Here is a 12,081-nt window from a genome sequence, read left to right on the forward strand (position 1 = left end):
ATTATTCCATCACCTGATTCTGCTCTGGTAGATTTTGCCTTGCTTGCTCCACGGTCTCCCCGTACCATTTTGCACGGTATTCTTCATGCCGCATCACTCCCATGCTGACATCCTGACGGTCCTGCTGCCGCTCTGCGCCTTTATCCTCGATAATAGAATCGTCAAAAGCAATCACAATATCTGTATTTATATCCAGTGCGTTCCCTGTCACAATCCCGAGTCGGATAATAATTCTGATCAGCCGCTCCAGGACATCTTCCAGAATCGTCTCATGCTTTTTCAGCATCCGGTACATATCTGAGTTCTCAGAAATGATCTCTGTCGCAGTCTTTGCTCCTGCCCCATCAAACCGGTATCTTTCTGTACCGAATCCACATTTCAGAGACAGATAATTCAGATCATCCTCGATTGCCTTGCTGTGCTGCTCTACCCGAAGACTCATGTCTACTTCTTTGATCAGACCAGCCTGGTTCTTATCGTAATCTTCCGGAAGCGAATAGAACACGCTGTCATCTGGATCAAAGGTTGGAGATCCATCTTCGTTCGTCAGCATTTCCGGAGCAACAAAGATTCTTTTTCTTCCAAGATCAAACTCGTTGCAGTAAGAATCAAATTCCATGTCCAGCTTTTTCAGAGTATCGATTGCGTTTGCAAAAATCGCAATTCCCATTGGATTGCACTCAGCTGCATTGTTTGTGATATTCAGTCTGTCAATAACAAACTGTGGTTCTGTGGATCCGGTCTCGGTTCTGGCTGCCAGATTTGTAAATGGTTTCAGCTGTTTCCATTCCTGTTCTGTCAGCTCTCGCCATTCCGTACTGCCTTTTGTGCATTCCAGAACGCTGTTCTCAATCACATACATTCCCTTTTCTTCAATCCGATGGAACTGGATCTGCACGTATTTCTTCTGGCGGACTGTATGCACGAACGTAAAAATACACTCCGTAACCTCTCCATTATTCCAACTGACCGGATAAATGTTCTTGGCATCCACATAGTTGATCCCAATCTCCCCTGCCGATATCGTTCCGTCTTCCTGTACAACCGCATTATACAGATAAGGAATATACGCCACTGTTCCAGAATACGCCTTCCGTTCCTGGTAATCATTTCCCATAACCAGAAAATGATTATTATCTAGAACCTTCTGCACAAATTCCTGTGTTGCTTCGTCTTCCAGTGTAATCATAACTCTCTCGTTCAGAAGCAGATCTGCAATGTCTTCAGACAGCTTCTTTGCCATTCCCATGCTCTTTCTGCGGCATCGTTTACTTGTACCGCGTCCGGTATATACCTTGTAAAATGTAAACTGCCGGACATTGGAATTGTACCAGCTGATCCACTCATCAATCTTACGATAGAATGAAGCATCTACCGTATCGATTCCCTTCTTTCTGAAATAATTAAAGATATTCATCCTCTTCTCTCACCTCCGTGCTGCTGATATCGCCTACACTCACGTCATCTCCGACTGTATCTAAGGGCAGCCAATGTTTGATCTTGCTCCAGGCTCCCATAACCACATAACGGATTGCGTCCATGCAGTGATCACTTTCTTTCACTGGCACTTCTTTTCCCTTTTCGATGGATTTTTTATCATACTCGTATGTTCCAAACTCCTGCACCGCATATTCCTGCTTCGGAGAAATCGACAAGATATCAAATACCAGTACCTTCTGTACCCGGCTGATTCCCAGAGCCACATCATTTTCCGCATCCCGCAGAAATACCTGATAATCCAATCCGTTCCTGGTAGCTCTCTTCACCTCTTCCGCCAGACCTTTGGCAGATGGGTCCAGAAAAATATAAAAAATCCGGTTCTCATACTGTTCATGCAGCTCATTCATGAACTCAACCAGATCCTGCGCATATTCTGACGGACTTTTCTGTTTTCCAGTCTCTCGACCACTGTGATAATACTCTCCAAGTCCTGGAAACTTCTTTCTGTAAGTATCAAGACCAAATGCCTGAAATGTTGTTGCATTCTGCTGTCCATAGTCACCACCAATGTAGATTCTGTCGTATCTTCTATCCGGATCTGGCTTCTGTCTGTGCCTTTCTCCAAACATATAATAAATCAGTTCATCTACTCCTACTGATTCTCCAAGCCAAACCCATCTGTACATTTTCGGATCAGCAACCTCCATTGCCTTGGCAGAAGCAATCAGATCAGGGCCTAGCCAGGCAGCAGGTACATCTCTGTAATCTGTATGGATATGTACGCAGTCAGGACGTTTTTCCATCTTCTTACACCACTGGTTGATCGGTGCATTTGGATTCTTCGGTGGGTTATACAGATAAATCATTTGGAAACCACCTTTATTCCCACGAACAAAAGTAGCTTCGATATTACTTAACTCATCCTCTCCCTCACCATCATCAAAGAACTCTGTCAGCTCATCCAGCACAACCAACTTGATTGGCTTATCCTCATCTATAATACCTTTCGTATCATCAATTCCATCTGATCCAGCAAAATACATGGTCGTTCCATGTCTTTTATAAGTAATCTCCATTGGAGACTTTGTAATCCGGAACTTACTTTTCGGAATCTCCAAACGGTTGATTCCTCGGAGCATCTCCTTGTAAACTGTTTTCCGCAGCTTGTTATGATGCTTACGCAGCACAACCACAGAGCCATTGGCATCTGATACAAGTTGATAATCTGACCGGATGGCTGCATAGCTGGATTTCGTCCCGGCACGACCAGACGTCAGGATGATATGCTTGATACTTCGGTTATTAAATATCGGAAGATATTTCGGAATTACTATATCCGAGATTCTGATCTGTCTCTTTCGGTGCGTCATTTATGATTTCCACTCCTTCATCCTCGTTATCAGTGTTTCCGGAGCTTCTACGGATCTTTTCTGTATCCGCCTCCATCCGTTCTGTCCTGCGTTGCTGTTCTTTATCATCCGCAGCAGTCTGTGCATTCTGTCCAGCATACTGGGCAACAAAATATGCAGCCTTTGTATTTCCCCGCATTGCCTCCTTGATTTGAGCCATAAGCAAAGCCGATTCCAGAGTACACTCAACACCAAGCGACTCTAAAACCGGCTTCCATTCTTCATTATCTATTTCCGCAGTAAGCAGTAGGTTCAACGTCTTCCGGAAGTCTGCCTTCCTACGTCTTGCCCTTCCACTTGCTTTCCCGCCCTTACGTCCGTTTTTCACGGCTTCCTCACGGCTTTGATTTGTTGTAAATGGAACTAAATTTTGTTCATTCGCCACTTCACCACCTTCAATTCTGGTTTATTTCATGGACCATGTAGGAATCGAACCTACGACATTTCGCTTATGAGGCGAATGTTCTACCACTGAACTAATGATCCGTGGTTTTAGGGATTAGAAAAGCACCCCGTCATCTGACCGGATGCCTATTATTTTGTAACTAAACTTATATTTATTCTTTCTTTACATCTATCGATATTGCACTGACAAAATTCTCTGTTTTTCTATACAGATCATGATTTTTCTCTTCTTTTACAGTATCCACTTTTCCTAAAACTTTATATATTTCTATTGCATACATTCCAGTTCTAGGAAATTCAAAATCTTCAATATTTATTGAAACTGGGAATCGATGAGTCATTACTCCTTCATTGTCTTTCTTTAGCCCCATTTCACTAACTAATAATGGCATCTCATACGATGGAGATCCACCTAGTGTTCTTACAAAAAATCTAAAGGAAATCATCCCTCCTTCTTTCGGTATCTCATATTCAATAAAATTAAAGTCACATAGCAATAAAAAACTAGATTTATTGTTTTCGTTCAAATATAGAGTATCTTTGATTCCTCTTATATCTGTAATTAACCCTTCCTCTTCATCACATTTATCACATATAAACATTCCCACGTTTAATTTATTCAAATATTCATTCATCTATTTTTTCCCACTTTCTGGCATCTAATCTATTCTCTACGCTTTCGAGTTCTTTGCTCTTACCGCTATAGTTGTAATGCTTAATATCTGAAAACTGTTTATTCATATCCAATTGTAATTCATTCAATTTCAATTGAATTTCTTCTTTAACTTTTGTCATAATTTCAACAGTCTCACGTTGTACATCATTGGATTGTTCAACGTTATAGAAACTTAAAAACAATGAAATAACACCCATTATCATGGCAACCATACCAACAATCAAGCTCACCCATTCATTCATTACTGACAATGTTATACATTTATCTAGCACGAAACTAGCAATAAATAATGCTATTATGCTTTCCAAAATTATAAATGCCACTAAGCTGCCCCAATGTTTTTTCCAAAAGCTAATTACATCATTCATATATTTTTTCACCTTACTCGTCCTCCTCATAAGTATATGAGAAGATTATAACATTATTCTGATGCCTTTCCAACCTCATGCTTTATTTTATAGAGTAAATTTTATTTCAACATAGAAAAACACCCGCACATTCCTGCGCAGGTGCTTCTTGGGTTTCATATAAAGAGAGGACGAGCCGCAGGAATTCAGCCTTTGGCTCAAGTATTATTATATATGTGATTCGTGTGATTTGTGTGAAAGTTGAAGATATCTGTCGATTTTCTTACTTATCGTACTTCTCTCAAGATGAATCATCTTCGCTACCTCTGTCTGATTCACTGCATTGACACCATCAATATAATACATCCTGAAGATGTTGTGTAGCTGCGCATCTTTGATTCCTTCAACATAATGCTCTACCTCTTCACATTCCTTTTCCAGACGTTCTTTTCTCTTTAAATCACGTTCTTGTAACCGCTCATATTTTTCTTGGTCAAAACCAACTATGCTCTGCGGCATTGGATATCCCTTACTGTAATCTAAGATCACATCATTTCCCAACATGGTTTCTGATTGCCACCTGTTATTAAGAATATAGTCCAAGGATAATATCTCTGTCTTATTATTCCGGTATGCTTCCAGCCTTTCCTTCGTCATTGTCTCCAATGGTATCACTCCCTATCTTGTATTTTCTGGCTATATATCCAGTAACATCTCCATGCCACAACTGCTGCCCTTGTACTTTGATCAGATTGCCTGCTTGGTATGCCGGCCGGTGAAACTTCTCGCTTGCCTTCCGATCAGGTGGATGCTCTGCCATAGCAGCATAATGTTCTTTTTGGTTCTGCTGGATCTCTGCAGGACTCCAGCGTGTGTCTGTACTTCTTTTCACTGTTTATCACTCCAATCCTTAGCGCACTCATCACAATCACCATTCGCAGCTCCGAAGCAACCGCAACAAGCATTTGTCTGCTCTTTATTTTTCATCTCTTCCACCTCTCTTGACAATTTCAATGGCTCTGTCTAACCCGGCATTGTATCCTTGATGTATATCCGACAAAACCGTTTCGCTTTCAATAAATTTTTCCCTCTTCAACTCATTAACAACGCTATCCACATCAACCGCTGTCGGCTGGCTATCTACCAATTTGCAAAGTGCATTAGCTTTGTCCGGTGGATAATTGTTCAAGATTGCCATTCCTACTATCTGTTTTTGAAATTCATCTGCATCAATTAATCTGCTCATATCATTCTCCTTTGTACCTCTTAGGCAGTGGCATCCATGCTATCACTCCGTCCACTACATAATCATCATCGTTTGTCCACCATCTGCCATCCCAATAAGCGGAAAATGGCTGTATAACGTGCCTACTCTGCACAATGTAACCATCGGAAGAATCGACCTTTGGTTTCTCCGGCAACCTCTCGCTGCATGGAATCCACTTCTGACTTTGCAGCGCAATAGCAATTTTCGCAAGTTCGATAGCGTCAATCCATTCTCCACATTTTTCTTTTTCCTCAAACTCGGCTAACTTCTCCATAGCTTCTGACAGTTTGTTCTTGTCTTTAATTACTGCTTTTCCACAGTGGTATGTTGTTAATCTCTCTTTCATTCCATCACCTCTTCCAACAAGCCATTCACAACCAATTCGCACTCAATCTCGGTTGCTGTCCGCTTGTCACTGAATTTACAGTTTGGATTCTTGTGTATCCTTGCATCTTTGATCGGCCACTCAGTTTCAGTAAAATGCTTACTGTCCACAAACATCACTCTGTGTCCGTTCTTCACGCAGAGATAGTAACTCTCTGCGCTTTTCGGAAGTCCTCGGCAAGGCTTGAATCCGAATCTTGCAAACTCACTTGCCTTTACCTTTGGTCTTAATCTCACGATATCTCACTCCTTTTTCATACTTTGTACATTCCGACGGATCACAACCACGTTCATGGTCAGTGATTAAAATATAGTCGCAGCCTTTTCTTGCATCAGATGCTCTGTATTTACACGTCATGCAAAGATGTTCTGTCTCCGTTGAAGCTATGTACTTCTCTTTCTTTCCTTCTAATTTGACCGGCGTATATGCTAATAGTGCTATAGGAAAGTCCAGTTTCTTCTGAAATCTGCTTATATGTCTTTCCCTCTTTCATCATCTTTTTGATGATCGCTTTCTTTTCGCTTGGCTCTTTCATTTCTTCCTCGCTCTCTAAATCTCATCATCTGCCGGAAACCGGAATAGATATTTGTCTGCAAGTTGATTTCTAACTTCTCCGGTAAAAGTTATTGATACACCTTCTAAATTATCAGCTGCTTTCTGAATCAAATGCTTATTGATTTCACACTGTGCATACTTTTCTCTGCACATTTCCATAGCTTTGATTGCTTTTTCTTCGGTGGAATATTTAGCTAAAATATAAATTCTATCTCCTTTGCCGAGGTCATTCCCCGGAAACGATCCAACGATTGTTGCCCTATTTCCTGAATACGGGGAAATTGCAATTAATTCATAAGGCACATCCAGTAATCCGCTCTGACTAATGATTCTCATAACTAACTCCACCTTTCGTATCCCATGCACAAATGTCGCAATCCTCCGGACATACATTTGCCTTTATTGCTCTTTTGCACATCTCCATTTTCAATTTCCTATCATCCTCAATGTCCTTGATAAAACCGAGTTTCCTCAAGATTTTATGAATCAGTGATTCTCTTCTCACTTTATCTCCTTCTTCCTCTGTGATACTTCACTTTATTGTTTTTGATTGCATCCCATACAATCTTTTTTAATTCTTCATCGGTAATCGCTATTACTTTCCCATGTTCCAATCTTCTTTCTTCAACAAGATACACGCTGCTGCTCACCTTGTCCAAATCAAGTATTGCGATATCTTCCGGATGCATAAACAAAATGCGTTTATTTGACAGCTCTATTTTTAGCCTGGCTTCTTCAAGCACTCCTATAAAGTCTTTACCATTCATCTTTACTTTCCTTTTCAACCAACAGTTATGACCGCCGGATTTACAACACCGTCACCGTCATATCCATAATCTTTGTTGTGCCATTTTCTTAGACATTCTCCGTATTCCCAACATTGAGAAAGAATACTGACAGCTACTCCGTACATAAATCCTGTAATTCCCTCTGTATCCGCTTCATAGCTCAGCTGCTTTGCATTATCAACAATAACTTTCATTTCATCATCTTCTGATGCTTTTATCTTCTCTTCCATCATTCCAGCCCATCTTTCAGCATATGTAAAACACGCTCTACCGTATGGATCACTGTTTTTTTCATACCAGTCTTTATATTCCTGTTCTTTACCTTTTACAATTTTCATCTTTATTCTCCTTCACATAATACGGGCACTCTACCGCATATTCGTCACCGCACCGAATATTGCATTGGTCTTTTATCTGACATTCCAGACAACAAGCATTCTTTCCATACCAGCAATAATTCTTACATCCCATCTTTTCACTCCGAATACTTGAATTCACACTTGATCTGTCTGGCTGAAACAATCATATTCACGAAATCATCTGCGTGGTTGATTTCAATATTTGCCGGAATTCCACAGTCATCAAACATCTTAATTTCATAATGCTCGTCTACTAACTCCAAAACATCGGCGAAATCATTGTCCTCGTCTGGAAATCCATCGAGAATATCTGTGATTTCATCTTCGATGTTTGACAGTAATGAAATCATCGGAACATTGACTGTTCTCTTCGGAATTACAAGCCTTCTGGTTGCCTCTCCGCAAGTCAGAAGTAGCTCATATTCGCACTCGTAATATCCTTCTGTCAGATAAGCGTTTTCCGGGAATTCGTCCGTCACTGTCGGTCTATTCTTGCTGCTCTCCTGGATATCATACGGAACATAATAGTCAATCACATTCTTATCTTCTATCGTTTCTCGACTAAAGACGGTATGCTCTTTTTCTAACAATGTGACGTTCTCCCGGAATCTGTCAAATTCCGCTGTGTTGCCATTTTTATTGTCTATCTTAAAGAATGATTCGAATTCTCCGGTATCAACATTCTTTCTGCCGATTATACTCGCATAAATGTCCGGAATTGCTGTTCCTCTGCATTCAAGTTCAAGTTTATTTGGTAACACCAAACCTTTCGCTTCTAAATCTTCTCTTGCTATTCCTGTTAATTTCATAATTCGTTCCTTTCTCCTTAAAAAAGCGTAAAAAAATACCAACCACCGAATATTGATGGTTGGTAAGCTTCTTAAGCTATGTACGCATCCAAAAAAGCAGAATTTGCATTTTCTATGTCGAATATTTTTCCTATAATTGTCTGTTCTCCGATAATTTCACATGTAGTGCAATTCATATTCATAGTCAATATCGTTTTCACATCTTCGCACGTTATTACTATATCAAAACCAATAGATAGTTTTTTTGATGTACATAAAATATTTCGAAGTTTTTCGTCTGTTGAGCAAAATGTTATCATTAATGTATCCTTTGACTTATACTGAAACGTAACATTTTTTCCTTTACCACAGTCTGCATAAAACTGACGTTCATCATCTCTTGGTTGATCAAAATCACTTGCTGAAAAATGCGTTACATGAATTCTGGAAATCATTGCCTTTGACAATATTTTCAACTTCACGTTAATAAAAATATCATATTTATCCTTTTTACTAGATTTTAACACATCTGTTTTCATACCGCTATCATTATCAATGACAAGCATTGCTTTATTCTCAGAAATGCTCGCTCTTTCATATTGTTCTTTGTTTGAACGATACACTAACAAGCTTAACATAAATGTTGCACCGAACGTTAATACAGATCCTATGTACGTCAGCAAGCTCCCTGGTGGTATTTTTTCTTCTAATAATTCGCACGGTGCTGGCGTATGGTATATTGCTTGAATAATTAAAGGAGCACCAACTAAAAGCACAATAGCTATTATCAGAACAATTATAATAGGATGTTTTTTACAAACCTCTTTTATTTTTTCGATTATTGTCTGCATATAGATATATTCCTTTTCATTTTTTGTATCATTATACCATTCCAACCATCAATATTCAATTGTCAAGGTGCTTTCATGATTTTTCTCCACGTTTACAAATATCTAAAGCACAATGCATACATCCTTTGCTCCCAGTCGCACCGAGATAAAAGCTCGTCAAAATCCTTTTCCGGCATGAACTTTATCCCGTAATGCAATCTGGATATGAATTTATATAATTCTTCAAACATTGCTACTCCTTGTATTTCTCTATAATTTCCATAATTGCTTCCATGTGTTCAGCTACTTCCGGCAAATCTTCATCGCTGATTCTTGCGATGTAATTATTTCTTTTCAATTCGGTTAACTCAAATATTCCGTTTTTAATAGCACAAAATGCCTTAGCAAGAAAAGTTTCTTTCTCAGCTTCACTATCACACTCATAAAATACTTCTCTTTTGTCATGTTCTCCAAACTTATCCGTAAAGAATTTGGTTCGCTTTGGAGTGATTCTTGTAATTTGTGCCGGAAAAATCAGTCTATGCCGGAATGATAAACCCCATCCGTAGCTTACTTCTCTTGCAATCCCGACCCAATCTCCAACTTTCAATGTGTCTTTGTCTATCTCTTTTAATTCAATATTCATTTCTTACCACCTACGCAAATCTTTCATTTCGGCATTACCTCCGGGAAGTCTTCAAGGCTCATCTGCGACTCTTTTTCAACTTTCAGCATTTCATTCTTAGCTCTTTCATAGAAATTTCGGTCAATTTCAAAACCGAATGCGCTTCTACCCAGGTTTCTAGCTGCTCTCAACGTGCTTCCAGAACCGCAACATGGATCAATAACTACATCTCCAGGATCAGTAAATGTCTGAATCAATTGTTCTAACAATCTCACTGGCTTTTGAGCCGGATGAATTTTCGGAATATCTTTTCCATCCTTTTCCCACTTGAACCAGTTAAATACCATATGTCCTGTACCTCGAATCGTTTTTCCATTTTCATCAAACTGTGCGCCATTTCTAAATTTTGGAAGTTTGTCTCGGTATAATACCAAAGCGTATTCCGTAGCGCCTACAACACGCATATTTGCTTTCAATACCTGTGGGCTGTAATTTTTCACAAATACAAGCGGTATGTAATTCACAAAGCCATGTTTCTTAGCTGCGTTGATCAGTGTGCTTAACTGTTCAAAACTGCAAAATACAATCATGCACGGAGCATCAGAACTTCTGCCACGCTTGCCGGCTTTCTTAGGTTCTTTCTTCAACATCTTTGAGCAAAAATGGAAATACTCATATAGATTGAAATTGAAATCTGAATTGAACGCTGCTTTCTTTGCAAGTTTACTTTCACCGTTTTTGTTATCCCCACCTACGTACCACATTGGATTACTTCCGTAGAAGTTGCTTCCGACATTGTATGGCACATCAGCTATAATCAGCTGCGCTGGTGGGATTGCATATTTCTTGTAATTCTGCATTGAATCTCTATAAATCTCACACTTAAGTTTCTTTTTTCTTTGTTCCATCTTCTCGAAAGGAGCCGATATATCTTTGCCCGGCCGGAGCTCCGTACTCCTTTCTGTAAATTACATATTGTTTCTAAAAATTACGTCTATATATCCAGTTTGCAGTTCATATGCCGGCATTACATCTTTTACCCATATAATCGCACCCTTTGGATGTTCGTACTTCCATTCTTCTTCCGTCAGTTTCACATTTCTAAGTACCCACGCATGAGGTCTTTTATACCTTTTCTTCAACTCTGAATAAGATATGTCAACACAGTGTTTTTCTCTTTCCTCAGACCAATCAGAACAGGATATTGGATATGTAGAGTCTATAATACATGTGCCTTTTACAAGGTTTGTCCCACTTTCCAGTAAATAGATCGGCTGTCCTATTTTCTTGGTATTACTACCTCTTATTTCAATAGTTTTCTTCCCACTAAGGATAAGATTTAACCATCTCTTTTTTACAATTAGTCCATCCATCACTTCACCTCATTTGCAAGCTGGAATCCCATTCTTGCCACATTCTTTAAGTTGTCTTTAATTAATGCTTTGTTTGGACTTCTGTGTGTATCAAGAAAATTCCACAGTTCTAACTGTTCAGTTGGTTTCTTTGCTATGTAATCAGCTGTGTAATCGTACTCAGCTTTTGCGACTTTCAAACACTGAATCATGTAATCTATCTTGTCTCCAATATTCATGACTTACTCCTTTACCGCATATCTGCTTTCGCATATTGCAAAAAACTTTCCGTCATGCTCTTCGCAATATCTTTTCAGCACTTCTTCGCAAGAATCATGATTGTCAATTTCCTCTTCGTGAACAACCGTTCTTTTTTCGTCTATTACAAGGCAACAGGTTTTCTTCACAACTTCAATTTCTTTCTTTTCATGGTCTTTCTTGTACTGTTTGAGGACTTCGATATATCGTTCAGGATGTTTTACCGCTAATTCATTACAGGTAATACCCGTGCCATTGTTATAGGCACTCAGCTTGCAACGACTGCAACTCCTTCCCTCACACATTTCGCCTCTAAGTATAATTGCTTCTTCCGCTGTCAGTTCGTCCTCTGCTAATCCCTCAAGCATTTCATCTGTCCACGCATAGTCATCTTCTACAACTTTGTAGCAACCATCATACACGTATGTAATCGTTACAATCTTTTTCTTTATCATTTCAGCAACTGCGTATAAACTGCCATACAACACCGATGTTTTTAAGTCACTTCTAACTTTTACCTTGTCTCCAACTTTGTATTTCATTTCGTGCCTCTCTTTCTCAGTTTTTCTAACAGATTCTTTCTCTTCTGTTTCTTCT

23 protein-coding genes and 1 tRNA gene are annotated in these 12,081 nt (G+C 39.4%); all 24 read right to left on the reverse strand.

Going from position 1 to position 12,081, the window contains the following annotated elements; all coding sequences use genetic code 11:
* Position 1: 1 nt before the first annotated feature.
* The 24 genes from ACZ47Z_RS11915 to ACZ47Z_RS12030 all read right to left on the reverse strand — a co-directional run bounded on the left by ACZ47Z_RS11915 (position 2) and on the right by ACZ47Z_RS12030 (position 12,026).
* A complete protein-coding gene (locus ACZ47Z_RS11915; protein ID WP_226871616.1) occupies positions 2–1,417 on the reverse strand; it encodes a phage portal protein in 1,416 nt (471 codons plus the stop codon).
* Entirely contained in the window at positions 1,404–2,810 is a 1,407-nt protein-coding gene (locus ACZ47Z_RS11920) for a PBSX family phage terminase large subunit (protein WP_054751711.1), read from the reverse strand. The genes ACZ47Z_RS11915 and ACZ47Z_RS11920 overlap by 14 nt, the downstream gene beginning before the upstream one ends.
* Positions 2,743–3,234 (reverse strand): hypothetical protein, encoded by a 492-nt coding sequence (locus tag ACZ47Z_RS11925; RefSeq protein ID WP_226871615.1) that lies wholly within the window; start codon positions 3,232–3,234, stop codon positions 2,743–2,745. The genes ACZ47Z_RS11920 and ACZ47Z_RS11925 overlap by 68 nt, the downstream gene beginning before the upstream one ends.
* A gap of 29 nt (positions 3,235–3,263) precedes the next feature.
* A tRNA-Met gene (locus ACZ47Z_RS11930) sits at positions 3,264–3,335 on the reverse strand.
* A gap of 71 nt (positions 3,336–3,406) precedes the next feature.
* Positions 3,407–3,889, reverse strand: a complete 483-nt coding sequence (locus ACZ47Z_RS11935) for a hypothetical protein (protein ID WP_226871614.1) — start codon at positions 3,887–3,889, stop codon at positions 3,407–3,409.
* Positions 3,882–4,310 (reverse strand): hypothetical protein, encoded by a 429-nt coding sequence (locus tag ACZ47Z_RS11940; RefSeq protein ID WP_054751706.1) that lies wholly within the window; start codon positions 4,308–4,310, stop codon positions 3,882–3,884. The genes ACZ47Z_RS11935 and ACZ47Z_RS11940 overlap by 8 nt, the downstream gene beginning before the upstream one ends.
* Positions 4,311–4,505: 195 nt before the next feature.
* On the reverse strand, positions 4,506–4,841 hold the full coding sequence (locus ACZ47Z_RS11945; RefSeq protein ID WP_464525597.1) for a hypothetical protein: 336 nt from the start codon (positions 4,839–4,841) through the stop codon (positions 4,506–4,508).
* 58 nt (positions 4,842–4,899) lie between these two features.
* Entirely contained in the window at positions 4,900–5,169 is a 270-nt protein-coding gene (locus tag ACZ47Z_RS11950) for a hypothetical protein (protein WP_226871613.1), read from the reverse strand.
* 84 nt (positions 5,170–5,253) lie between these two features.
* Entirely contained in the window at positions 5,254–5,523 is a 270-nt protein-coding gene (locus ACZ47Z_RS11955; protein ID WP_054751704.1) for a hypothetical protein, read from the reverse strand.
* 1 nt (position 5,524) lies between these two features.
* On the reverse strand, positions 5,525–5,890 hold the full coding sequence (locus ACZ47Z_RS11960) for a DUF551 domain-containing protein (protein ID WP_054751702.1): 366 nt from the start codon (positions 5,888–5,890) through the stop codon (positions 5,525–5,527).
* Positions 5,887–6,165 (reverse strand): hypothetical protein, encoded by a 279-nt coding sequence (locus ACZ47Z_RS11965; protein WP_054751700.1) that lies wholly within the window; start codon positions 6,163–6,165, stop codon positions 5,887–5,889. Before ACZ47Z_RS11965 ends, ACZ47Z_RS11960 begins: the two co-directional genes overlap by 4 nt.
* On the reverse strand, positions 6,134–6,286 hold the full coding sequence (locus ACZ47Z_RS11970; protein ID WP_464525598.1) for a hypothetical protein: 153 nt from the start codon (positions 6,284–6,286) through the stop codon (positions 6,134–6,136). Before ACZ47Z_RS11970 ends, ACZ47Z_RS11965 begins: the two co-directional genes overlap by 32 nt.
* Entirely contained in the window at positions 6,276–6,464 is a 189-nt protein-coding gene (locus ACZ47Z_RS11975; RefSeq protein ID WP_464525599.1) for a LuxR C-terminal-related transcriptional regulator, read from the reverse strand. The genes ACZ47Z_RS11970 and ACZ47Z_RS11975 overlap by 11 nt, the downstream gene beginning before the upstream one ends.
* Positions 6,465–6,478: 14 nt before the next feature.
* Positions 6,479–6,820 (reverse strand): hypothetical protein, encoded by a 342-nt coding sequence (locus ACZ47Z_RS11980; protein WP_226871612.1) that lies wholly within the window; start codon positions 6,818–6,820, stop codon positions 6,479–6,481.
* Positions 6,807–6,989 carry a hypothetical protein gene (locus tag ACZ47Z_RS11985; protein ID WP_054751694.1) on the reverse strand — a complete coding sequence of 61 codons (183 nt, stop codon included), beginning with the start codon at positions 6,987–6,989 and terminating at the stop codon, positions 6,807–6,809. The genes ACZ47Z_RS11980 and ACZ47Z_RS11985 overlap by 14 nt, the downstream gene beginning before the upstream one ends.
* 1 nt (position 6,990) lies before the next feature.
* Entirely contained in the window at positions 6,991–7,251 is a 261-nt protein-coding gene (locus tag ACZ47Z_RS11990; protein WP_226871611.1) for a hypothetical protein, read from the reverse strand.
* Between the two features lie 14 nt (positions 7,252–7,265).
* Entirely contained in the window at positions 7,266–7,610 is a 345-nt protein-coding gene (locus ACZ47Z_RS11995) for a hypothetical protein (protein ID WP_054751693.1), read from the reverse strand.
* Positions 7,611–7,747: 137 nt separating this feature from the next.
* Complete coding sequence (locus ACZ47Z_RS12000; RefSeq protein WP_054751690.1) at positions 7,748–8,440, reverse strand: hypothetical protein; 693 nt, start codon at positions 8,438–8,440, stop codon at positions 7,748–7,750.
* 71 nt (positions 8,441–8,511) lie between these two features.
* Positions 8,512–9,270: a hypothetical protein gene (locus ACZ47Z_RS12005; RefSeq protein ID WP_054751688.1), complete on the reverse strand. Its 759-nt coding sequence runs from the start codon at positions 9,268–9,270 to the stop codon at positions 8,512–8,514.
* Positions 9,271–9,502: 232 nt separating this feature from the next.
* On the reverse strand, positions 9,503–9,895 hold the full coding sequence (locus ACZ47Z_RS12010) for a hypothetical protein (protein ID WP_226871608.1): 393 nt from the start codon (positions 9,893–9,895) through the stop codon (positions 9,503–9,505).
* Positions 9,896–9,918: 23 nt separating this feature from the next.
* Positions 9,919–10,734, reverse strand: a complete 816-nt coding sequence (locus ACZ47Z_RS12015; RefSeq protein ID WP_226871607.1) for a DNA-methyltransferase — start codon at positions 10,732–10,734, stop codon at positions 9,919–9,921.
* Positions 10,735–10,842: 108 nt separating this feature from the next.
* Positions 10,843–11,247 (reverse strand): ASCH domain-containing protein, encoded by a 405-nt coding sequence (locus tag ACZ47Z_RS12020; protein ID WP_054751682.1) that lies wholly within the window; start codon positions 11,245–11,247, stop codon positions 10,843–10,845.
* Positions 11,247–11,465: a hypothetical protein gene (locus tag ACZ47Z_RS12025; RefSeq protein ID WP_054751680.1), complete on the reverse strand. Its 219-nt coding sequence runs from the start codon at positions 11,463–11,465 to the stop codon at positions 11,247–11,249. Before ACZ47Z_RS12025 ends, ACZ47Z_RS12020 begins: the two co-directional genes overlap by 1 nt.
* Positions 11,466–11,468: 3 nt before the next feature.
* A complete protein-coding gene (locus ACZ47Z_RS12030; protein ID WP_054751678.1) occupies positions 11,469–12,026 on the reverse strand; it encodes a hypothetical protein in 558 nt (185 codons plus the stop codon).
* Positions 12,027–12,081 lie beyond the last annotated feature (55 nt).

Source organism: Mediterraneibacter faecis (genome assembly GCF_055383675.1).

Coding starts and splice junctions, on each gene's coding strand:
- ACZ47Z_RS11915 (WP_226871616.1), bottom strand. CDS start 1,417: ATGAATATCTTTAATTATTTCAGAAAGAAGGGAATCGATACGGTAGAT.
- ACZ47Z_RS11920 (WP_054751711.1), bottom strand. CDS start 2,810: ATGACGCACCGAAAGAGACAGATCAGAATCTCGGATATAGTAATTCCG.
- ACZ47Z_RS11935 (WP_226871614.1), bottom strand. CDS start 3,889: ATGAATGAATATTTGAATAAATTAAACGTGGGAATGTTTATATGTGAT.
- ACZ47Z_RS11945 (WP_464525597.1), bottom strand. CDS start 4,841: ATGTTGGGAAATGATGTGATCTTAGATTACAGTAAGGGATATCCAATG.
- ACZ47Z_RS11955 (WP_054751704.1), bottom strand. CDS start 5,523: ATGAGCAGATTAATTGATGCAGATGAATTTCAAAAACAGATAGTAGGA.
- ACZ47Z_RS11960 (WP_054751702.1), bottom strand. CDS start 5,890: ATGAAAGAGAGATTAACAACATACCACTGTGGAAAAGCAGTAATTAAA.
- ACZ47Z_RS11970 (WP_464525598.1), bottom strand. CDS start 6,286: ATGACGTGTAAATACAGAGCATCTGATGCAAGAAAAGGCTGCGACTAT.
- ACZ47Z_RS11975 (WP_464525599.1), bottom strand. CDS start 6,464: ATGAAAGAGCCAAGCGAAAAGAAAGCGATCATCAAAAAGATGATGAAA.
- ACZ47Z_RS11980 (WP_226871612.1), bottom strand. CDS start 6,820: ATGAGAATCATTAGTCAGAGCGGATTACTGGATGTGCCTTATGAATTA.
- ACZ47Z_RS11990 (WP_226871611.1), bottom strand. CDS start 7,251: ATGAATGGTAAAGACTTTATAGGAGTGCTTGAAGAAGCCAGGCTAAAA.
- ACZ47Z_RS11995 (WP_054751693.1), bottom strand. CDS start 7,610: ATGAAAATTGTAAAAGGTAAAGAACAGGAATATAAAGACTGGTATGAA.
- ACZ47Z_RS12000 (WP_054751690.1), bottom strand. CDS start 8,440: ATGAAATTAACAGGAATAGCAAGAGAAGATTTAGAAGCGAAAGGTTTG.
- ACZ47Z_RS12005 (WP_054751688.1), bottom strand. CDS start 9,270: ATGCAGACAATAATCGAAAAAATAAAAGAGGTTTGTAAAAAACATCCT.
- ACZ47Z_RS12010 (WP_226871608.1), bottom strand. CDS start 9,895: ATGAATATTGAATTAAAAGAGATAGACAAAGACACATTGAAAGTTGGA.
- ACZ47Z_RS12015 (WP_226871607.1), bottom strand. CDS start 10,734: ATGCAGAATTACAAGAAATATGCAATCCCACCAGCGCAGCTGATTATA.
- ACZ47Z_RS12020 (WP_054751682.1), bottom strand. CDS start 11,247: ATGGATGGACTAATTGTAAAAAAGAGATGGTTAAATCTTATCCTTAGT.
- ACZ47Z_RS12025 (WP_054751680.1), bottom strand. CDS start 11,465: ATGAATATTGGAGACAAGATAGATTACATGATTCAGTGTTTGAAAGTC.
- ACZ47Z_RS12030 (WP_054751678.1), bottom strand. CDS start 12,026: ATGAAATACAAAGTTGGAGACAAGGTAAAAGTTAGAAGTGACTTAAAA.